The organism is Mesobacillus campisalis (assembly GCF_000986785.1).
GTDB lineage: Bacteria > Bacillota > Bacilli > Bacillales > Cytobacillaceae > Mesobacillus_B > Mesobacillus_B campisalis.
The window spans coordinates 1-18838 of sequence record NZ_LAYY01000027.1 but is presented as its reverse complement, the minus strand read 5'-3'; the positions used below and the strand labels follow the sequence as shown (position 1 = coordinate 18838).

At 48.8% G+C, this 18838-nt stretch carries 22 protein-coding genes; 17 read left to right on the top strand and 5 right to left on the bottom strand.

Annotation, left to right across the window (positions count from 1 at the left end; all coding sequences use genetic code 11):
• Positions 1–116: 116 nt before the first annotated feature.
• Positions 117–743 (bottom strand): TetR/AcrR family transcriptional regulator, encoded by a 627-nt coding sequence (locus WQ57_RS18575; protein WP_046525266.1) that lies wholly within the window; start codon positions 741–743, stop codon positions 117–119.
• A 200-nt stretch (positions 744–943) separates the two neighbouring features.
• Here WQ57_RS18575 and WQ57_RS18570 point away from each other — a divergent pair, with 200 nt between their 5' ends.
• Entirely contained in the window at positions 944–1678 is a 735-nt protein-coding gene (locus WQ57_RS18570; protein WP_046525265.1) for an SDR family NAD(P)-dependent oxidoreductase, read from the top strand.
• Positions 1679–1785: 107 nt separating this feature from the next.
• On the top strand, positions 1786–2598 hold the full coding sequence (locus tag WQ57_RS18565; RefSeq protein WP_046525264.1) for a glucose 1-dehydrogenase: 813 nt from the start codon (positions 1786–1788) through the stop codon (positions 2596–2598).
• Positions 2599–2718: 120 nt separating this feature from the next.
• On the opposite strand, the gene WQ57_RS25975 is transcribed toward WQ57_RS18565, so the two are convergent.
• Positions 2719–2811: a YjcZ family sporulation protein gene (locus WQ57_RS25975; RefSeq protein ID WP_064537387.1), complete on the bottom strand. Its 93-nt coding sequence runs from the start codon at positions 2809–2811 to the stop codon at positions 2719–2721.
• Between the two features lie 198 nt (positions 2812–3009).
• Positions 3010–3831: a Cof-type HAD-IIB family hydrolase gene (locus WQ57_RS18560; protein ID WP_046525263.1), complete on the bottom strand. Its 822-nt coding sequence runs from the start codon at positions 3829–3831 to the stop codon at positions 3010–3012.
• 688 nt (positions 3832–4519) lie between these two features.
• On the opposite strand from WQ57_RS18560, the gene WQ57_RS18555 reads away from it, so the two are divergent.
• From WQ57_RS18555 to WQ57_RS18490, 14 genes are all read left to right on the top strand, one after another.
• Positions 4520–5389, top strand: a complete 870-nt coding sequence (locus tag WQ57_RS18555) for a PHP domain-containing protein (protein ID WP_046525262.1) — start codon at positions 4520–4522, stop codon at positions 5387–5389.
• Positions 5390–6022 (top strand): LbetaH domain-containing protein, encoded by a 633-nt coding sequence (locus WQ57_RS18550; protein ID WP_046525261.1) that lies wholly within the window; start codon positions 5390–5392, stop codon positions 6020–6022. It begins immediately after the preceding gene.
• A 152-nt stretch (positions 6023–6174) separates the two neighbouring features.
• On the top strand, positions 6175–6876 hold the full coding sequence (locus WQ57_RS18545) for a GntR family transcriptional regulator (RefSeq protein ID WP_046525260.1): 702 nt from the start codon (positions 6175–6177) through the stop codon (positions 6874–6876).
• A 564-nt stretch (positions 6877–7440) separates the two neighbouring features.
• Positions 7441–7866: a phosphonate C-P lyase system protein PhnG gene (gene phnG / locus WQ57_RS18540; protein ID WP_046525259.1), complete on the top strand. Its 426-nt coding sequence runs from the start codon at positions 7441–7443 to the stop codon at positions 7864–7866.
• Between the two features lie 71 nt (positions 7867–7937).
• Positions 7938–8537, top strand: a complete 600-nt coding sequence (gene phnH, locus WQ57_RS18535; RefSeq protein ID WP_046525258.1) for a phosphonate C-P lyase system protein PhnH — start codon at positions 7938–7940, stop codon at positions 8535–8537.
• Entirely contained in the window at positions 8538–9653 is a 1116-nt protein-coding gene (locus tag WQ57_RS18530; RefSeq protein WP_046525257.1) for a carbon-phosphorus lyase complex subunit PhnI, read from the top strand.
• Positions 9650–10504, top strand: coding sequence for an alpha-D-ribose 1-methylphosphonate 5-phosphate C-P-lyase PhnJ (locus tag WQ57_RS18525; protein WP_046525256.1), 855 nt, complete (start codon positions 9650–9652; stop codon positions 10502–10504). Before WQ57_RS18530 ends, WQ57_RS18525 begins: the two co-directional genes overlap by 4 nt.
• Positions 10505–11350: an ATP-binding cassette domain-containing protein gene (locus WQ57_RS18520; protein WP_046525255.1), complete on the top strand. Its 846-nt coding sequence runs from the start codon at positions 10505–10507 to the stop codon at positions 11348–11350. It abuts the gene before it with no gap.
• Positions 11351–11409: 59 nt separating this feature from the next.
• On the top strand, positions 11410–12588 hold the full coding sequence (phnM, locus tag WQ57_RS18515) for a phosphonate metabolism protein PhnM (protein WP_046525254.1): 1179 nt from the start codon (positions 11410–11412) through the stop codon (positions 12586–12588).
• A gap of 159 nt (positions 12589–12747) precedes the next feature.
• The gene (phnL, locus tag WQ57_RS18510; RefSeq protein ID WP_046525253.1) at positions 12748–13467 is read left to right on the top strand and encodes a phosphonate C-P lyase system protein PhnL; all 720 of its coding nucleotides are present in this window, start codon (positions 12748–12750) and stop codon (positions 13465–13467) included.
• A gap of 90 nt (positions 13468–13557) precedes the next feature.
• Entirely contained in the window at positions 13558–14595 is a 1038-nt protein-coding gene (phnD, locus tag WQ57_RS18505) for a phosphate/phosphite/phosphonate ABC transporter substrate-binding protein (protein WP_046525252.1), read from the top strand.
• A 24-nt stretch (positions 14596–14619) separates the two neighbouring features.
• Entirely contained in the window at positions 14620–15411 is a 792-nt protein-coding gene (gene phnC, locus WQ57_RS18500) for a phosphonate ABC transporter ATP-binding protein (protein ID WP_046525251.1), read from the top strand.
• Entirely contained in the window at positions 15401–16186 is a 786-nt protein-coding gene (locus tag WQ57_RS18495; RefSeq protein ID WP_046525250.1) for a PhnE/PtxC family ABC transporter permease, read from the top strand. The genes phnC and WQ57_RS18495 overlap by 11 nt, the downstream gene beginning before the upstream one ends.
• The gene (locus WQ57_RS18490; protein WP_046525249.1) at positions 16186–17037 is read left to right on the top strand and encodes a PhnE/PtxC family ABC transporter permease; all 852 of its coding nucleotides are present in this window, start codon (positions 16186–16188) and stop codon (positions 17035–17037) included. Before WQ57_RS18495 ends, WQ57_RS18490 begins: the two co-directional genes overlap by 1 nt.
• Positions 17038–17169: 132 nt before the next feature.
• On the opposite strand, the gene WQ57_RS18485 is transcribed toward WQ57_RS18490, so the two are convergent.
• Positions 17170–17994, bottom strand: a complete 825-nt coding sequence (locus tag WQ57_RS18485; RefSeq protein ID WP_046525248.1) for an undecaprenyl-diphosphate phosphatase — start codon at positions 17992–17994, stop codon at positions 17170–17172.
• Between the two features lie 166 nt (positions 17995–18160).
• Here WQ57_RS18485 and WQ57_RS18480 point away from each other — a divergent pair, with 166 nt between their 5' ends.
• On the top strand, positions 18161–18361 hold the full coding sequence (locus WQ57_RS18480) for a hypothetical protein (protein ID WP_046525247.1): 201 nt from the start codon (positions 18161–18163) through the stop codon (positions 18359–18361).
• 58 nt (positions 18362–18419) lie between these two features.
• Here WQ57_RS18480 and WQ57_RS18475 read toward each other — a convergent pair.
• On the bottom strand, positions 18420–18838 hold a 419-nt coding region (locus tag WQ57_RS18475; protein WP_046525246.1), incomplete at its 5' end, for a M28 family peptidase.

Here is an 18838-nt window from a genome sequence, read left to right as displayed (position 1 = left end):
AGGGAGCGTTTCTTTTGCTTTTTGCAGAAGGAACGTCCCTTTTATTATTGATCGCATGCTGTGGAATGCGGACGGGGTCTGGTGCCCGTTTGCGACAGGTTCATTGTCCCTAATCCTTACCGGGACAATGAACCTGTTTCCCCATCACCCACATATTGCACGGAATAGATATGGGTCTTGGATAAATCGATGATCTGGTCAATGAATTCTTCTTGTGTTTCTTTAAAGCCGCTGCTGATCCAATTCTGGATAAGGCCGTAGAAGCCATAGGCGGTATAGCGTTTGAAATAATCCATATTGACGGGGATATGATTGATGGTTTCGAAGATGAATTTTTCCTGATAGATTTTTAAAATCGTCTGGGGGAATTGGGTGTGAATTCCCGGCAATGTGTCATCATAGTTGATGAGCTCAAAAAAATGCCGATGCCTGTATATGTAGGAAATAAGATTAAATGATGGTTTATTAAGCATTGTTGTGTACACTTTCTGCCCTGGCATATACGGCTCCCCAGCTGCATCCTCCAAACCTTTGAGCATCGATGTGAGCAAATCCTCTGCCAATTGAATTTTATCCTGGTAATGGATATAGAAGGTGCTGCGATTATAGGCAGCCTGACCGACAATGTCTTTTACGGTGACGGAATGGTAACCTTTTTCTTTGATAAGTTCGATGAGGGCGAACTTCAAATGTGCTTCGGTCCGATTTTGTTGTGGGGATTTTGTCTTTTGTTCATTTTTCATGAAAAAACCTCCCAGGTAGTAGACAGTCTTTTCTAAAGTGTCTATCAAATAGACACTTAATGATATCTTAATGATTGTTAAAAGTGAATAAAGGGGTAAAATTAAATTGTGAAAAAAAAAGCACAATTACTCATATTGTCTAGTATTTCTTACTGGAATGTGCTTTAAGCCTATCACTGTTGAGACGGAGGGAATGGACCATGAAATTACAAGATAAGGTGGCTCTGATTACCGGTGGAGCATCCGGAATTGGAGCGGAAACGGCACGCTTATTTGTTTCAGAAGGAGCAAAGGTTGTGTTGGTTGACCTGAATGAAGAAAAGGGGAAAGCCTTTGAAGCAGAGTTGAAAGCGCTTAATGCAGAGGCTCTGTTTGTTAAAGCCAATATTACGAGTGAAGAAGACGTCGCGGCTTCCTTCAGGCAAGCGATTGAAGCCTTCGGAAAAGTGGACATTGTGTTCAACAATGCTGGAATCGGACGTGTTCAGCCATCACATGAATTAGAGTACGCTGAATGGCGCCATACTGTAAATGTGGATCTGGATGGGGTGTTCTTAGTTGCACGCGAAGCCATCCGCGAAATGTTAAAAGCGGGCGGCGGTACAATTGTGAATACAGCCTCCATGTACGGCTGGGTTGGATCGCCTGGTTCAGCGGCCTACAATGCAGCAAAAGGCGGTGTCGTCAATCTGACTCGTTCTCTTGCTCTTGAATATGCAGAACAAAACATTCGCATCAATGCTTTATGCCCAGGCTTTATTGATACGCCGATCATCCCTGAAGAAAGCAAGCAGGCGTTGTCCGCTGCGACACCAATGAAACGCCTTGGAAAAGCAGAAGAAATGGCAAAAGCTGTTCTATTTTTGGCTTCTGATGACTCTTCCTTCATGACAGGGAACAGTTTAATCGTGGATGGCGGATATACGGCTCAATAAAAAGAAACGGAAGTTAGCCAGCCATTAGCGGATCATTCTTTTTATTTATATTTAAATAGAGATACATGAATTAAAAGCATTTAGGGTATGTTTATTGAGAATTCCCTATGGTATTAAAAAAGGAGGAATGGATCGTGAGCAATCGTTTTGATGGAAAAGTTGTATTGATTACTGGTGCAGCGTCCGGTTTGGGACAGGCCACTGCTTTGCAGGTGGCGAAGGAAGGAGCCAAGCTTTCGCTGGTGGATTTGAATTCCGGGGCGCTGGAAGAAACGAAAAGCAAAATAGCAGAAGCGGCGCCGAATGCGGAAGTCATCCTGATCACAGCGAATGTGGCCGATGAAAAAGCGGTGGAGAGCTATGTGAATGAAACCGTCGAAAAGTTTGGCAGAATCGATGGATTCTTCAACAATGCAGGAATCGAAGGAAAGCAAAATCCAACAGAAGATTATGGCATCGAGGAGTTCCAGAAGGTTGTCGACATCAACTTGAACGGTGTTTTCTATGGGATGAAATATGTATTGAAAGTCATGAAGGAACAAGGTTCGGGTTCCATTGTCAACACGGCTTCCGTAGGCGGCATCCGCGGTGTAGGAAACCAATCCGGCTATGCGGCAAGCAAGCACGGTGTGGTCGGCTTAACGAGAAACTCTGGAATTGAATACGGTCAGTACGGAGTCAGTATCAAAGCCATCGCACCTGGTGCAATCATGACCCCGATGGTGGAAGGTTCCCTAAAACAAATGGACCCGGACAACTGGGAAGAAGTCGGCAAACAATTTGTTGAACCAAACCCAATGAAGCGCTTCGGAAAACCAGAAGAAGTAGGCTACCTGGCCGCTTTCCTTCTTTCCGACCAAGCCAACTTCATCAACGCCACTGTGATTCCAATTGATGGCGGACAGTCTTACAAATACTAAATGAGTCTCGGGAACATGAGAACAAGCCAAGCACCCCTGAACAAGGAGTGCTTGGCTTTTTTGCGTTTCTGGATTATTGAGGCAGCAGAACCGTCCCCCTGCCTCGAATTTTTTAGCGGCTTAGTAACCCCACCAAGACGCTCCAATGATGATAAGAAGAATAAACAATACAACTAATAGGGCGAAACCGCCACCATAGCCTCCTCCGCTCATATCTATCACCTCCATGCTATTTAGAATAGTCTATGTGAGGTCACTGTCTTTGGCATGGATAAAATCCCAATTTTTGTCTTTTGGGCTATATTTGAAAACACCCAAACTTCCGCATGGGAAAGGAACTGTTTCCCAGCATAAAAAAGGATAGCACCGGCACCCTGCGGATGCTTATGCTACCCTTCCTGTCCGTATGGATTAAGCTTCTACCAAATGCTTCAGCACAAACTCTTCGACAACCTTGGCTACGCCATCATTCATATTGGTGTCTGTGACATGATCGGCGATTTCCTTAATATCATCAGGTGCATTTCCCATCGCAACGCCAAGGCCGGCGAATTCAATCATGGCCTGATCGTTGTAGCTGTCGCCCATGGCAATCACTTCTTCGCGTTTGATCCCGCAATCCTGGATCAGCTGGTTCAGGCTTGTCCCTTTTGTTACGCCTTTTTCGGTGAACTCCAGAAAGAAAGGCTTGGAACGCATGACACTGAACTCTTCCGCCAGTTCCACCTGGAGCTTTGCCTCGACAGTCTTCATTTTATCAGGGTCCCCGACCATCAGCACTTTCACGACTTCCTCCTCGACACCCTCAACAAAATCATCCACCAGTTTGACCGGCAGCCCTGTGAGCTGTGATTCGATTCTAGTGTAGGGATTATCGGTTTCGGCAATAATTTCGTGACCCACGTACGTATGGAGGTCCACACCTTCGCGCTGGCTCAGCTCATAAAGCTTTTTAACCTGTGGCAAAGACAATGTACTGCTGAACATTTCCTCTTTAGTAGAATAATTGATGATTTTTCCTCCGTTAAAAGAAAGGATGAAGCTTCCGTATTGCTCCAGGGATAGCTCGTCGGCAATGTGCAGCATCCCAGGGGTAGGGCGGCCAGAGGCTAGAACGACCTTTACTCCTTGTTCCTGCGCCTTCATCAAGGCCTCTTTCGTGCGCTCCGAAATCGAATGGTCATCACGAAGCAGCGTATCATCCAAATCCAAAACAATCATTTTATAAGACATTTAAATTAGCTCCTTCTCGTTGCAACATTGCCTCCTATTTTACTACCGCTTGGCGGGACTGTCACTACCTGGTTTAGAGCACGGGGACGGTTCTCCTGCTTCGTTTTGTTGAGGTGGTTTGAGGCAGAAGAACCCACCGTCGATACGGAAAAAGGCATTATCAAGCCAGACTACAAAGAAAGTATTGAGAATCCAGTAAGAAGAGGACAGGTCCGCCTGTCCTTTTTGTAATTGGATTTTTGAACTATGTAAACCCATCTTATTGACGCAAAAAAACGGAGGGAAGGTCGAGAAAATTGCGCCAATCGAGTCTATTGACGCAAAAAAGAGGAGGGAACGCGAGAAATTTGCGCCAATCGTGTCTATTGACGCAAAAAAACGGAGGGAACGTCGAGAATTTGCGCCAATCGCACCTATTGACGCAAAAAAGAGGAAGGAATGTTGAGAATTTACGCTAATCGCCCTTATTGACGCTAAAAAGGAAAGTATTGTGAATACATCATTGGTTATCCACCGCAAAAATGTCCTTATGTTCCCTTCGATAAAATTTTTTGTTTGTAAATTAGTGGGGAGATTTTTCGGTGATTATGAACCGTCCCCTTGCATCTTTACATGATTTTTACGTGGGCTTAACCTTTTTTGCTTGGCATCAAGTTATCTTTAAAGAAAGGTGAAGGAGGGAACGTGGATGAAGGTGGAGCTGCATTGTCATACCAATATTTCTGATTGTCCATTGAGCGTGGATGAGGTCTTGTCGCTGGCGCTTGAGCAGGGGGTGACGCATTTGGCGGTCACGAATCACGATACCACGATGGGACTAGAAGAAGCCGTAGAAGCAGGGAAAAAGTTTGGGATTGAGGTCATCCCGGGGATTGAGATATCAGGTTTTGATTTCGAGCGGGGGCGCCGGGTCCATATTCTTGGCTATTATGTTGAGCCGGGGCATAGGGCGATCGAGGCAGTTTGTCAGCCGCTTGTCGAACTAAGGCACAAAATCTCGGAGGAGATGGTCCGCCGTCTTGTTGCCGGGGGCTACGAGATTACATGGGAGCACTGCCTGGAGCTTGCGCATGGCGGTACCGGGGTGTACAAACAGCATATTATGCATGCTCTGATTGAGGCGGGATATACAGATACGATTTATGGTCCCCTCTATAAAAAACTCTTCAACCGGGGCCATAATGGAGAACCACCTGGAATCGCTTATATCTCTATGAAATACATGGACGCCAAAACGGCTGTCGAGGCGATACGCCGCGCCGGCGGAGTTCCGGTCCTTGCCCATCCGGGGCAGTATGGCAATTTTGAAATGGTGCCTGAGCTTGTTGAGGCAGGCTTGCAGGGCATTGAGGTTTGGCATCCCCTGCATGACAGCATGCATGAACAGGCAGCCAAAGAGCTTGCTGATGAATACAACCTGATCATGACAGGAGGTTCCGATTTTCACGGTGGCTATGGGGAGGAGCCTGTCCTAATCGGAAGCAAAAGTCCGGGAGTGGGCATCATCGAAGAAATTAAAGCAAGAAGAGAAAAGGCTGCAAGGGAGCTGAAGGCCTGAATGACGCTAATCTACCAGCCGAAAGCTGAACGGAAATTATCGAAAGCCCCAAGCATCGACCCAACCAGCCTGGTCCTTAGCAGCCATGCAGGGGAATGGACCTCAATTGGTTCCCATAATAAAATCATCGAAAGCTCATTCGGGGATTACACCTACACAATGGACGATGTGACTGTCAATTATACGGAAATCGGGAAGTTTTGCAGCATTGCCTCCCATGTTTGCATCAATCCGGTCCAGCATCCGATGGACCGGGTCACGCAGCATCATATGACCTACCGGAAGATCATGTATAATTTTGCGGAGAGCGATGATGACGCCTTTTTTGACTGGAGACGGACACATAAGGTGAAAATCAGCCATGATGTGTGGATTGGCCATGGTGCGATTATCATGAAAGATGTACGGATTGGGACAGGAGCGGTCATCGCTTCGGGCGCGGTCGTCACAAAGGATGTCGAGCCCTACACCATCGTCGCCGGTGTGCCAGCCAAGACGATAAAAAGAAGATTTTCCAGCGAAACCGCCGAACGCCTGCTTTCGATTGCCTGGTGGGACTGGCCAAGAGAAAAGCTTGAACAGCATTTTGATGAACTGAATGATGTTGAAAGTTTTATCGAAAAGCATGAATGAGGGGTAACGAATCCTGGTGTTTGGCGCTTGAAGGCTGGCCCATGCTTTTTGCGGGGGCTTTTCCAATTGAAAAATTCACATTCTCTTCATCTGGATTTTAAATTAGGAAGGTATACTGCATTTAGAATGGGACTCGAAAGGAGCATCGTCTGATGGCAGAGAAAGCATTGCTGGTCGACCGCATGATTTCGGACATAAGGGAAGGAAAATATAAACCTAATGAAAAATTGCCTTCGGAAAATGAATTGGCAGATGAATATAAGCTCCCAAGAATGGTAATTCGAAAAGTATACGAACGTTTGCAGGAGCTAGGCTATATTTTTTCGAAGCAAGGAAAAGGCAGCTATGTGCAAAACCGGAAGCTGCAAATTCCCCTGATTTTGACTGGAGATGTCTCCTTCAGTGAAAAAATGCAAGAGCTGAAGCATGACTTCAGAACCATCACACTTGCCTGTGAAGAGATTGACTATGATTCGGCGGTTTACCATGCGTTGCATGCGGACATTGGAGAAGCCGTTTATAAGGTCAGCCGGCTGCGGATCGTGGATGACTGCCCGATCGCCTTGCATACCTCGTTTCTGCCTAAGTCTGTTTTTAACAATATTGAAAACGAGGGACAGCAGATTACCTCCATTTTTCAGTATTACCGGCAGCAAGGTTATACCGAATTCGAGCCGATGCGCAGCCAGCTGAGCATCGTTTTTCCAAACCAGGTGGAACGGGAGCTGCTGAAGTGCCCGAGCCTTGTGCCGCTTTTGCATCTGGAATCCGGCTGCCTGGATAAAAAAACCGGCACGGTCCTGGAATATTCCAGGATCCATTATCGTAGCGACTGTTTTACTTATGTGATATAAGAGTGCAGATTATAAAAATAAAGGCCCGCCTGATTGGTTCTTTAAAAAAGCACGGGGAGAAAGCAACTTGTTTTCTCTCCGTGCTTTTTTGTGTTCGTTTTACTTAAAGATCAAAAGCAGCTGCTTTCTGGATACGGGTAGGGTATTCAGACAGGGGAAGCGGTTTTCCAGCAATCCGACCAATGAGCCTTCTTGGTGACCGAGGAGAGGAACAAAAGGTAGTGAGCGGTAACCAATGAGCCTTCTTGGTGACCGAGGAGAGGAACAAAGGGTAATGAGCGGTAACCAAAGGGCCCTCTTGGTGACCGAGGAAGCGGTTACCCGGTAATCCGAGTCCGAATGAAGGCGGTATTCGGACAGCCCAAGCGGGTTTCCCTCAATCCGAGTCTGAATAGGACCGTGATTCATCCAGCCCTGACTAATTCTACAGTTCCTCCAAAGCCCCACCCCTCCCTTCACGCCCCCTTTACAAAACCTGTACAAACTTCATCGTTTTTTTACGTTCGCCAGCTTGGCAACAAGATAGATTTAATGTGTAGAACAAAGACATGCGGAGGTCTTTTTATGAAGAGAAGAAGGAGAACGGAAATCTTGATCCACGGCTCTCAAAAGCTATCATCCCAGCTGGCCGAAAACATCAGGCAAAACTACCGGATCGAGGTGATCCAGTCCCCGGAAAACGGGCTGGTCATGATAAAAATGCGCGAAACCTCGCAAAAAAGCCTGTTTTATCCGGGAGAGGTATTTGTTACAGAATGCAAGGTGCAAATTGGAGAAACCATCGGAATCGGCATCGTGGCTGGAGATCACCCAGAGCTGGCCGAAAATCTCGCCGTCATTGACGCTGCCTTTGAAGCAGAGCTACCGGAAACAGGCAGCTGGGCCGGACTCCTTGAACAAGAGGAGCAAAACATTCGCCAGCAAAGAGACGGTGCCAGACAGGCCATTTTAAAAACAAAAGTCGATTTTGAAAGTATGGACGTGCAGTAGCCATCAGGCCGCAGCTAGCATTCTGACAAGCTGCCAAAACTGCACCAAAACCACACAAGGAGGAAAAGACAATGAAGCTGGATGCCGTTCATTATCTTCAAGCTGTCTATCGCAAAATGGTGGACTCTGCTTCGAGGCCAGGCCATATTTCAGATTTAAGGAAGGAAGCCGGATTGGCTGGAACAATCACAGGCTGCTCCCCTTCTTTGCTAGTCATGGCGCTGACCTTATTGGACCAGGAGGTAACGTTCAGCGTTATTTCCAATCAGGCCGATAAAGTTTCAAAACTCATCAATCAACTGACGTATGCCAAACAAACGGAAACGGCGTACGCGGACTATATCTTCATCCTGGGGGATGCCAGTAGGGGAGCGCTCGCGGAGGCGATCGAAAAGGCGAAACCCGGGACACTAAAAAACCCGCATGGATCTGGGACGATTATTGCGGAAGTGGATTCTGTCATCAGCGGCGATCCGCTGTTTTTGACCGGACCGGGCATCGAAGAAACCGAAACGGTCTTCATGAATGTTAGAGACAGCTGGGTGGAAGCCCGCCGGGATAAAAATAGGGAATTTCCGCTCGGAGTGGATTTGATGTTCATCGATCAGCATCACCAGCTTTTATACTTGCCGAGAACAACGCAAATTACCGAAAGCCAGGTGGTGGCCTAAATGGGATATGTAGCGGTTAAAGGCGGAACGATTGCAATTGAAGAGTCCATCAAGCGGCTGAAATATGAACGAATCCAGCAGGGACAGGCCATTGAAGTTGAAAAGATCCAGGCTGGCATGCGGGGGCTGATTGACCAGGTGATGTCTGAAAGCAGCCTCTACAATGAAGGTCTTGCTGCACTTGCGATCAAGCAGGCGGAAGGAAATCCGGAAGAAGCGGTATTTCTGCTAAGAGCGTTCAGATCGACCGTGCCGCGGAAGCATTACTCACGTGTCATCGAGTCCGGCGAAATGCACGTCGAGCGCAGAATCTCGGCAAGCTTCAAAGACATTCCGGGGGGCCAGATTCTTGGGGCGACCACCGATTATACCCACAGGCTGCTGGACTTCAGCTTATTAAAAGAAACGGACAAAATCGTACAGGAGTGGCTTCATCATTATCATAACGAAGGCGCGGGGGGTGAAACCGGTCCGCAGGTTTTGCCGAAGGTAGTGGACTATTTGCGTCAGGAAGGGCTGATTCCTCCTTGTGAAAACAACGACTCCGAGCCCGATGATGTCACAAGGGAGAGCCTTGAGTTTCCATCAAGCAGAAGCCAGAGGCTCCAGATTTTGACTAGGGGAGAGACCGGTGCGGTGACTTCGCTGGCGTATGCGGTCATCCGCGGCTACGGCGCCCTGCATCCGACGGTCGGCGAACTCCGCGTGGGGACTTTGCCGGTCAGCATTGACCATCCGGCAGGCCAGGGCAATAACGACGAAGATGCCTTTTATATTGGAGAAGTGAAGGTCACTGAAGTGGAAATGCTGATGCCGGTAACGGTTGAAAAGGAATACGGCAAAAAGGAGCTGGAGTTTGAAATCGGCTACGGCCTCTGCTTTGGGCAAAACGAAACAAAGGCGATAGCGATGGGAATCCTCGATAACTGCCTTGAACATCCAAACAATGAGTTCCCAAGCCACAATGAAGAGTTCGTGCTCTTCCATATTGATTCAGTTGAATCGACCGGCTTTATCTCGCATTTGAAGATGCCTCATTATGTGACATTCCAATCGAAGCTGGACAGTGTGCGGAAGACGAAAAAAGAGGAAAAACAAGAGGTGACCACTGGATGAACACAGCCTATAACTTTGCCTTCTTTGACGAAGGCTCAAAACGGGAGATTCGCAGAGCGACGCTGAAGGCGATCGCCATTCCCGGCTACCAGGTTCCATTCGCTTCAAGGGAAATGCCGATTGGACGCGGCTGGGGAACCGGCGGCCTGCAGCTGACTCTGTCCCTGATCGGCCGAAATGACGTGCTGAAGGTCATCGACCAGGGATCGGACGAATCGGTCAATGCTGTCAACATTAAAAAGCTTGTCTGTGATACGACGGGAGTGGAAACAACGGAGCATACGGAAGAGGCCACGCTGATCCAGTCGCGGCACCGGATTCCCGAAGTTCCGTTAAGGAAAGGCCAGATCCTCGTTCTCCAGGTGCCGCTTCCCGAGCCGCTCCGCTATTATGAGCCAAGCGAATCACAGACCAAAAAGCTTCATGCGGAAAAGGAATACAGCGGGGCCTGGCTGATGCTGTTTGAACAGATTATGAAATATGGAAGCATGACAACCGGGGCCGACCATCCAGTGCTCGTGAACGGCCGCTATGTGATGGCGCCAAGCCCGATCCCGCGCTACGATAACCCGAAAATGCAGCAAAATGATGCGCTTATCCTCCTCGGGGCAGGCCGGGAAAAGAAGGTATACGCCGTTCCGCCTTACACAAAGGTTGTGTCGCTCGATTTTGATGATTATCATTTCCAGCCGGAAAGCTTTGAAGGCAAGCATTGCCGATTATGCGGCTCAACCGGCGTGTTTCTGGATGAGCTTGTCGATGAGGCGGCGAATAAGACGGTCTACCAATGCAATGACACAAGCTATTGCCTTGAAAAGTTAAATGAAGTCGAAAAAGTTGGAGTGAACTAAATGGCTGTATTCGAAGTCCCAGTTTTATCGATAAAAAACCTGAACAAGCAATATGGGCCTGGATGTTCCCAGTGCAAAGGCGGGGAATCGGCTTACCTTGTTAAAAATTACTGCCAGGTTTGCGGAACGGTGTATGCGTGCCGTGATGTCTCCTTTGATGTGTTTCCGGGCGAGGTACTGGGGATTGTCGGCGAAAGCGGCAGCGGGAAATCGACCTTGATGCAGTGCCTTTATTTTGACCAGGAAGTAAGCGCAGGCGAGGCGTATCTGGCAGACTATGAAAATGGCATGAAGAATCTGTTCCAGGAGTCTTCCCAGCAGCAGCGCTATATTCGCAACCATGTGATGGGCAAGGTCTATCAAAACCCGATCCTTGGGCTGAAAATGAACTTCTCCTCAATCGGCAATATTGCCGAGAATCTGATTGCGGCCGGAAGCCGGGATGTCGGCATGATGGAAGGCAAAGGGACCGCCCTTTTGAACAAGGTCAACATCCCGGTGCACCGCCGCAAAGAGGCTCCCAAAAATTTTTCGGGCGGAATGCAGCAGCGGGTGCAGATAGCGAAGGCATTGTCCAATAACCCTCCATTGCTGCTGCTCGACGAAGTCACGACCGGGCTCGATTTGTCGGTGCAGGCAAGTGTGCTGGACTTAATCAAGAACCTGCAGCGGGAGCTGAACATCAGCATTGTCCTCGTGTCCCATGATTTGGGCGTCATCCGCATGCTGGCCGACCGGACCCTTGTGATGCTCGAAGGGAAGGTAATCGAGCAGGGGCTGACCGACCAGATTCTTGAGGACCCGCAGCATCCATACACACAGCAGCTTGTGCATTCGCTGCTGTAAAAGTGGAGCCCGCATTGGACGAAGTTTCATTTCCATCTACATATTGAGGGGGAACTAGGTTGTTTGTCATCACAAACGGAAAGCTAATTACCGAAGAGGCGATTCTGCAAGGCTATGATCTTTTAATCAAAGACGACCGGATCGAGAAAATTGCTCCAAAAGGCGAGATTCAATTCCATGAAGGCATGGAGGTGATCGATGCAGCCGGCGGGTATGTGGCGCCTGGGTTCATCGACATTCATTCCGATTATATCGAGCATATGGCGGCGCCCCGCCCGACTTCGCTGATGGACTTTGAACTGAGTTTAAGAGAAACGGAGAAACAGCTGATTTCACATGGAATCACAACGATGTTCCACTCGCTGTCCCTTTACAAAGGGTCCGAGTACGCGTACAAACCAATCCGGGAATCGGACAATGTCCGCAAGTTCATTGACCTGATTGATAAGAGCCACAGCACGAAGCATTTGGTCCGCCATCGTTTCCATGCCCGCTTCGAAATCGACAATGTGGCGGAGATCGACAATCTCAAACGCTATATCATGGAGGACAAAGTCCATCTCGTTTCTTTTATGGACCATACACCCGGACAGGGGCAGTATCGCCATCTGGAAATCTACCGGAATACGGTCAAAAGCTACAACAATATGAGCGATGCATCAATTGATGTGCTGATCCATAACCATCAGACGAAGGAAAAGCTGGCGATGGAGGACATCTCGGAGATTGCCCAGCTTGCCCATGAGCACGGGATTGCGGTCGCTTCCCATGACGATGATACCCTTGAAAAATTGGAGCTTGTTCGCAGCTTTGGAACGACGATCAGCGAATTCCCGATCACGCTTGAGGTGGCGCGCAGGGCGAGGGAGCTTGGCATGTATACGATTGCCGGTGCGCCGAATGTCCTCCTGGGCGGGTCGCACAGCGGAAATCTGTGCGCGGCGGAAGCAATCCAGTATCAGTCAATCGATATATTGTGCAGCGACTACTATCCTGCCGCGATGCTTCATTCCATTTTTGCCCTGGTGGAAAAGTACGAAATGGACCTGGTCGACATGGTGAAGCTCGTGACCCTCAATCCGGCCAAGGCGGTCAATATGGACCATGAAATCGGCTCTGTCTGCGAAGGGAAAAAGGCAGATTTGCTGATTATCGAAAAAATCGGGAGCGGCTTCCCGGTGATTACGGGTGTATTTGTGGACGGCAAGCTGATCCAAAAAACAAATTACCGCATTTAGGGAGTTTCGTGGTCCAGCCTCCAGGGCAAGGCTCCAGCGCCCAAAAGCGTAGGAAGGGCCGGGATCCAGCGACCAAGCGAGGGCCCGGTGCCCAGCGCCCCCAAGTCATGGAAACAGCTAAAACATGGTCTGAAATAACACAGGAAAGCAGGTGAGCGGATGGAGACGCTCTTGGAAATTCGGGATTTATCCAAAACGTTTGAGCTTCATAACCTCGGAAAGCAAATTCATGCGGTCAGCTCTGTGGGCATTTCCCTAAGAGAAGGCGAGTTTGTCGGTATCACCGGAAAAAGCGGCAGCGGCAAATCAACCATTTTAAAATGCATTTACGGAACCTACCGCATCCAGCATGGGAGCATCTGGTACCATTCAAAAAGGTTTGGCAAGATCAATCTGGCACAGGCGTCAGAGCGGGAGATGCTGTACCTAAGAAAGCACGAAATCGGTTACGTGTCGCAGTTTTTAAGCGCAATGCCAAGAACCACGGCCAGGCAGCTCGTGCAGCAGGCGATTGTGGAGATGGGAGAGGACCAGGAATTTGCGGCAGAGGAGACGGAGAAGATCCTTGCGCACTTTGAGCTTGATGAGGAGCTATGGGACAGCTACCCGGCCACTTTCTCGGGCGGTGAAAAACTGCGGCTGAACATTGCCCGCGCGATGGTGAAAAAACCGCGGCTTCTGCTTCTCGACGAGCCGACCGCCAGTCTTGACCATGATTCAAAGCTCAAGGTCAGAGAGCTGATTGAACAGCTGATGAAGCAGGGCACGACCATGCTCGGAATCTTCCATGACCTTGAATTTATGAACAATCTATGCGACCGCGAATACAACATGCAAAATGGGGTGTTCTCCCACGCTGCCACTTTTACGAATTCTTAAAGAATAATAAATAGTTCATTAATGGCAGGTTGATGTTCCGGAGATATAGTAGTGAAGGGTAAAAAATAAAAATGTGTGAGGAGATTTATAATGAAGAAATCATTATGGCTGTTCCTGTCCCTGGTTTTAATGGTGATCATTTCAGGCTGTTCTTCCGAGGCGAATTCAGAAAGCAAAGATAAGGACACATTGACGATTGCCTGGCTTCCAAATGAATCGGGTGCGGACCTGACGGAAGCTCGTGATGAAATTGGGATTATGATTGAGGAAAAAACGGGAAAAAAGGTTGAGCATCAAACAACAACAGACTATATCGTCGCCATCGAGGCGATCGCCAACGGAAACGCGGACATGGCGTTCCTGGGAGCCCAAGGATACATAGAGGCACATAACAAGAACGAAAAGGTTCTTCCATTGGCTGTTCCTTCCGGCGAATCCGGTACATTGGACGATGCCGTCTACTACAGCTGGCTGGCGGTAGAGAAAGACAAGGCAGCCGACTACCAGAATGGGGATGAGTTTGCCATCGATAACATCCAGGGCAAAAAATTCTCGTTTGTCTCCAACAGTTCAACATCAGGATTTAAAGTTCCATCAACAGGAATTGTCGATTATTTCAGCAAAAAAGACGAATTTGCGGACCTCACAGCAGAAGATCTGCTTGAAGGCGGAAGCGAACAGTTCTTCAGCGAAGTTTTATACGGCGGTTCCCACCAGGGTTCTGCGGTCAATCTTCTTTCAGGCAAAGCAGATGTAGCTGCTTTCTGTGATACCTGTGTGAACAACTACGTCGAGCTCGTCGAAGGTGAAGAAAATCGTCCGGGTGCCGTTTATAAAGTAAAGGAAGACGCTGCGGAGCCGTTCCATACGGTGGCCGGGAAAGAATTCACGCTCATCTCCGTTACGCCGGTACTGAATGCACCGTTTGTCATCAATACCGAAACAATCGATGAAGATTTGCAATCCGAGCTTCTCGGGATAATGACTTCCGATGAACTTGCTGCGAACGAAAAGGTATTTGTTCCTGAAGAGTCCGAGTTCTCCGGTCTGTTTAAGAAAACCGGTGACGAGCGTATGGTTGAAGTGAATGATGAGTGGTTCAATCCGATTCGCGAGCTTTCAAACTAAAGCAGGATGAAGGAGAGTCGACAGATGACAGCCTTGTTGGAAGTGCAATCTTTATCCAAGCAATTTCTCGGCAGTGAAGGAAAGGCGCTGACGGATGTTAACTTCTCCGTGAGTGAAGGAGAGTTTGTCTCCATTATTGGCCCTTCGGGGGCGGGGAAATCCACTCTCCTTCGATGCATCAACCGGATGATTGATGCAAGCAGCGGGGAAATCACCTTTGATGACAGGAACGTCACGAAGCTGAAGAAAAAGGAACTGAAGATGGTCAGGACGAAAATCGGCATGATTTTTCAGCACTATAACCTTGTCGACCGCTTAAGCGTGATTGAAAATACGCTTCACGGGAACCTTGGGAAAAAATCGGCGATCGCCGGAGTGCTTGGTTTGTACAGCCAGGAGGAAAAAGAGCAGGCATTAAGGATTTTAAGTGTGCTTGGCCTCGAGAGTTTGATTTATAAGCGGGCCGATCAACTGAGCGGCGGCCAGAAGCAGAGGGTCGGCATTGCACGTGCGCTGATCCAGAACCCGCGCATGCTGCTGTGCGATGAGCCGATTGCCTCGCTCGATCCCAATTCGGCGAAGGTGATCATGGACCATTTGCGTGATATATCCACGTCAATGGGAATAACCGTGCTGGTGAACCTCCACCAGGTGGATGTAGCTTTGAAGTACTCGGATAAAATTATTGGCATCAACAGCGGCCAAGTGGTCTTTAATGGTTCTCCCGCTGCGATTACAAAAGAAGATATTCAGCGTATTTACGGCTCGGAGGCTGAGGATCTGATTTTTGACCTGGGAGGCATCCATGCAAGCTGATTTTTTTGCTAAAAAGAGACGGAATTCACTGGCATTCCTCCTTGCCCTGGCTGGGGTTACGTTAATCGCTATTGTGGTTACGGAGTACGATGTGGCCAAAGGATTCACCTCTGTTCCGGATGCGGTTGCCTGGGCTCTGGGCAATTTTTATCCCACACAGGAATCGCTGGTGAAGCTTCCTGGCATTATCGACAAGCTGGTTGAAACCTTGCTGGTCTCAATCGCCGCCACGACGGTTGGGGCAGCGGCGGCCTTGCTGTTCGCCATCCTTGGCTCGAACACGACAAGGGTCAATGCATTTTTCGGCAGCATCAGCCGGGGAATCGCGACCGTTTTCCGTAATATTGATGTCGCCGCCTGGGCGATGATTCTGCTGTTCTCCTTTGGACAAAGTTCGTTGACGGGTTACTTTGCCTTGTTTTTCGGTTCGTTTGGATTTTTAACAAGGTCGTTTGTGGAAACGATTGACGAGGCAAGCAGCGGGAGTGTTGAAGCGCTGAGGGCGACTGGTGCGGGATATTTTTCGATCATCTTCCATTCGGTGATTCCATCGAGCATGCCGCAGATGATCAGCTGGGTCCTGTTCATGATCGAGACGAACATCCGAAGCGCGACCTTAATCGGCCTGCTCACAGGGTCAGGGATCGGCTTCACGTTCAACCTGTATTATAAAAGTTTGAATTATGACGTTGCAGCGCTTGTCGTCCTTGTGATCGTCGCCGCGATTCTCTGCATTGAGGCGGTATCCAACTATGTGAGGAGGGTGATTCTTTAATGGAAGCAAACGGGCAGGTGACAACGGCGGGCCAGCTGGTGAAGCAGCGCCCCCGCAGGCAGATCAGGGTCAAAACGTGGAACAGGTCCACCGTGGTCACAAGGGCCACGCTTCTGATCCTTGCCGGGCTGACGGTGTACGCGTTTTTTAGTTTTGATTATAAAGAGATTGATTTTGTACAAGCGATGCTGGCGACTTTTGCCAATTTGAAGTCCATGTTCCTTGAGCCGCATCTGCAGCGTTTTACCTTTGGCCATGCCTTGTACCAGGTGCTAGTCACTCTGGGCCTGGCGTTTTTAACGACCTTGTTTGGCGCCGTGATTGCCGTATTCTTCGGGCTGCTGGCGGCTGAGAACTTGTCCTCCAAATGGGTTTCTTCGGTGGTCAAGGGAGTGGTTGCGTTCATCCGCGCCGTCCCGACGGTTTTGTGGGTGCTGATTTTTGCCGTGGCCGCTGGGCTTGGAAGCGTCGCAGCCGTGATCGGGATGACGTTCCATTCTGTAAGCTACCTGGTCAAGGCATATTCGGAGTCGTTTGAGGAATTGGATAAAGGAGTGATCGAAGCCCTGAAGGCAAGCGGTGCCGGCTGGTGGCAAATCATCTTCCAGGCTGTCCTGCCATCGTCCCTGACCTACATGATTTCATGGACCTTCCTGCGCTTTGAAATCAACTTCGCCGTCGCCGTCGCCATGGGTGCAGCTGCCGGAGCAGGCGGAATCGGCTTTGACATGTTCATGGCAAGCAATTTCTATCTCGACATTAGAGAAATCGGAGCCATCACCTACTTCATCCTCGCCGTCGCCATCCTCCTGGAAATCACAGCCGCCAAACTTAAGAAAAGGCTGACGTGAAAAGAAAAGCTCTCTTCGCCGTGTGCGAGGAGAGCTTTTTTTGAATCATGGGGACGGTTCTAGTGCCTCATTCACGAATGGGTAAAGCGCGGGGCATTTCTAGCTGCTCCGAGGGACACCATGGCGCTGGACTTAAAAATATAGAATATAAATGGCCCCAGCCAGCAGAATGCGGTAAATGGCAAACGGGATGAGTTTAATTCTGTTGATAAGTTTTAAGAAAAAGCGGATGGATACAAGGGCAAAAACAAATGCTGCGATAAACCCGGCAATAAAGAAAGGGAGCGCGTCCATGGTGAAATACTGCCAATTTTTGACCAATGACAGGAAGCTTGCCCCAGCCATTATGGGAACCGCCATGATGAATGTAAAGTCGGCAGCCGCCTTGTGGCTCATTCCCAGGAGGACTCCGCCGGAAATGGTCGAGCCGGAACGGGAGAACCCGGGCCATAAAGACAAGCACTGAATGAGCCCGACAGCAAATGCCTTTTTGTAGGTGATCTGATCTACTGTCTGGATGGACGGCTGTTTCTTTCCAAATATGTCTGCCAGGATCATGAATACAGCTCCCACTACTAAGCCAATTAGGACAGTTGAGAGGGAAAAGAGGTGTTCGTCGATATAATCTTCAAATAAAACGCCCAGCACCCCGGCGGGAATTAAGCCGACCAATACTTGTGTCAGCTTCAGCCGGTTTTCCTTCTCTGCTTCGGTCATTTTTTTCATACCCAGCATTTCAATGAAGCGTTCCTTGAAAATAATGACAACTGCCAGTATAGATCCAAGCTGAATCACTACCTTAAAGGTATTGGCCGCGTATTTTCCAAGAAATTGCTGCGACTGGAGCCACATATCATCCACTATTATCATGTGTCCTGTTGAAGAGACAGGCGCAAACTCTGTTAGGCCTTCCACCATGCCCAAAATAAGTGCTTTTAAGAGATCCAAGAATGTCATAGATTTGTACGTCCTTTATGTTTTTAGTCAATTCATTTTATCATATTATAATAGATTGAACACGATGGAACACGAGTGGAACAAGGGGACGGTTCTACTGCTTCATTTCCTTCCAGAAATGAAGTGGGAGATTCGCCCCTGTCCCTCTAGAGGAGGTTTGGGCCAAATGGCGGAATGTCCATTTTGTGATGGCCAGGGGATTGTGCGCAAGGCAGAGGTTAAAAAATTAAATCGCACCATCTTTATTTGTGATGAATGCGATACAATCTGGCTGGAAGGGGTTGAAATGAACGAGGAAAATGCTCGTCGCTTTGACGAATTCATGAGTGAGCATGGACTTCCGCCATTATGGAGTGAGCTTGAATGAGGCAGGGGGACGGTTCTCCCGCTTTCCTTTATGGAAGCAGGAGAACCGTCCCCGCGTTTTAATTTCGTATTAAACTGTAAATGGATGCTCCTACAAGGTCTCCTGCTTCTTTCAGGCGTTCAGCGCTTAAATATTTCATTGTGTCGAGCGGGGTGTGGTAGTATGGCTCCAGCGCTGCTGTTCCTGGTTCTCGGCGGATGAAGTTCACCGCTGGGATTCCGACATCATAAAAGGACTGGTGGTCCGAGGCACCTCGCTGGTAAAGAATCAGTTCTGAAGGGGTCCCAATCCGCTCAGCCGTTGCCAGTGCTGTATCGGTGGCGATATTGGCCTTGCCGTCTATCGTATTCATATAGATGGCCGTAGCGTTTTCCCAGGCAGTGCCCACCATGTCCATATTGAAGTTGACAAGGCTTCGTTTAAGCTCCTCCTCGTTTAATTGATTCGCATAGTACTTGGAGCCGACCAATCCGATTT

What these genes read in the sequence shown, in the direction of transcription:
- WQ57_RS18520 (WP_046525255.1), top strand. Translation starts at nt 10,505, where the DNA reads ATGGCTGTATTCGAAGTCCCAGTTTTATCGATAAAAAACCTGAACAAG.
- WQ57_RS18560 (WP_046525263.1), bottom strand. Translation starts at nt 3,831, where the DNA reads ATGTCTTATAAAATGATTGTTTTGGATTTGGATGATACGCTGCTTCGT.
- WQ57_RS18570 (WP_046525265.1), top strand. Translation starts at nt 944, where the DNA reads ATGAAATTACAAGATAAGGTGGCTCTGATTACCGGTGGAGCATCCGGA.
- WQ57_RS18545 (WP_046525260.1), top strand. Translation starts at nt 6,175, where the DNA reads ATGGCAGAGAAAGCATTGCTGGTCGACCGCATGATTTCGGACATAAGG.
- WQ57_RS25975 (WP_064537387.1), bottom strand. Translation starts at nt 2,811, where the DNA reads ATGAGCGGAGGAGGCTATGGTGGCGGTTTCGCCCTATTAGTTGTATTG.
- WQ57_RS18530 (WP_046525257.1), top strand. Translation starts at nt 8,538, where the DNA reads ATGGGATATGTAGCGGTTAAAGGCGGAACGATTGCAATTGAAGAGTCC.
- WQ57_RS18575 (WP_046525266.1), bottom strand. Translation starts at nt 743, where the DNA reads ATGAAAAATGAACAAAAGACAAAATCCCCACAACAAAATCGGACCGAA.
- phnH (WP_046525258.1), top strand. Translation starts at nt 7,938, where the DNA reads ATGAAGCTGGATGCCGTTCATTATCTTCAAGCTGTCTATCGCAAAATG.
- phnG (WP_046525259.1), top strand. Translation starts at nt 7,441, where the DNA reads ATGAAGAGAAGAAGGAGAACGGAAATCTTGATCCACGGCTCTCAAAAG.
- phnL (WP_046525253.1), top strand. Translation starts at nt 12,748, where the DNA reads ATGGAGACGCTCTTGGAAATTCGGGATTTATCCAAAACGTTTGAGCTT.
- WQ57_RS18495 (WP_046525250.1), top strand. Translation starts at nt 15,401, where the DNA reads ATGCAAGCTGATTTTTTTGCTAAAAAGAGACGGAATTCACTGGCATTC.
- WQ57_RS18480 (WP_046525247.1), top strand. Translation starts at nt 18,161, where the DNA reads ATGGCGGAATGTCCATTTTGTGATGGCCAGGGGATTGTGCGCAAGGCA.
- WQ57_RS18565 (WP_046525264.1), top strand. Translation starts at nt 1,786, where the DNA reads ATGGTATTAAAAAAGGAGGAATGGATCGTGAGCAATCGTTTTGATGGA.
- WQ57_RS18485 (WP_046525248.1), bottom strand. Translation starts at nt 17,994, where the DNA reads ATGACATTCTTGGATCTCTTAAAAGCACTTATTTTGGGCATGGTGGAA.
- phnD (WP_046525252.1), top strand. Translation starts at nt 13,558, where the DNA reads ATGAAGAAATCATTATGGCTGTTCCTGTCCCTGGTTTTAATGGTGATC.
- WQ57_RS18550 (WP_046525261.1), top strand. Translation starts at nt 5,390, where the DNA reads ATGACGCTAATCTACCAGCCGAAAGCTGAACGGAAATTATCGAAAGCC.
- WQ57_RS18490 (WP_046525249.1), top strand. Translation starts at nt 16,186, where the DNA reads ATGGAAGCAAACGGGCAGGTGACAACGGCGGGCCAGCTGGTGAAGCAG.
- WQ57_RS18555 (WP_046525262.1), top strand. Translation starts at nt 4,520, where the DNA reads ATGAAGGTGGAGCTGCATTGTCATACCAATATTTCTGATTGTCCATTG.
- phnC (WP_046525251.1), top strand. Translation starts at nt 14,620, where the DNA reads ATGACAGCCTTGTTGGAAGTGCAATCTTTATCCAAGCAATTTCTCGGC.
- WQ57_RS18525 (WP_046525256.1), top strand. Translation starts at nt 9,650, where the DNA reads ATGAACACAGCCTATAACTTTGCCTTCTTTGACGAAGGCTCAAAACGG.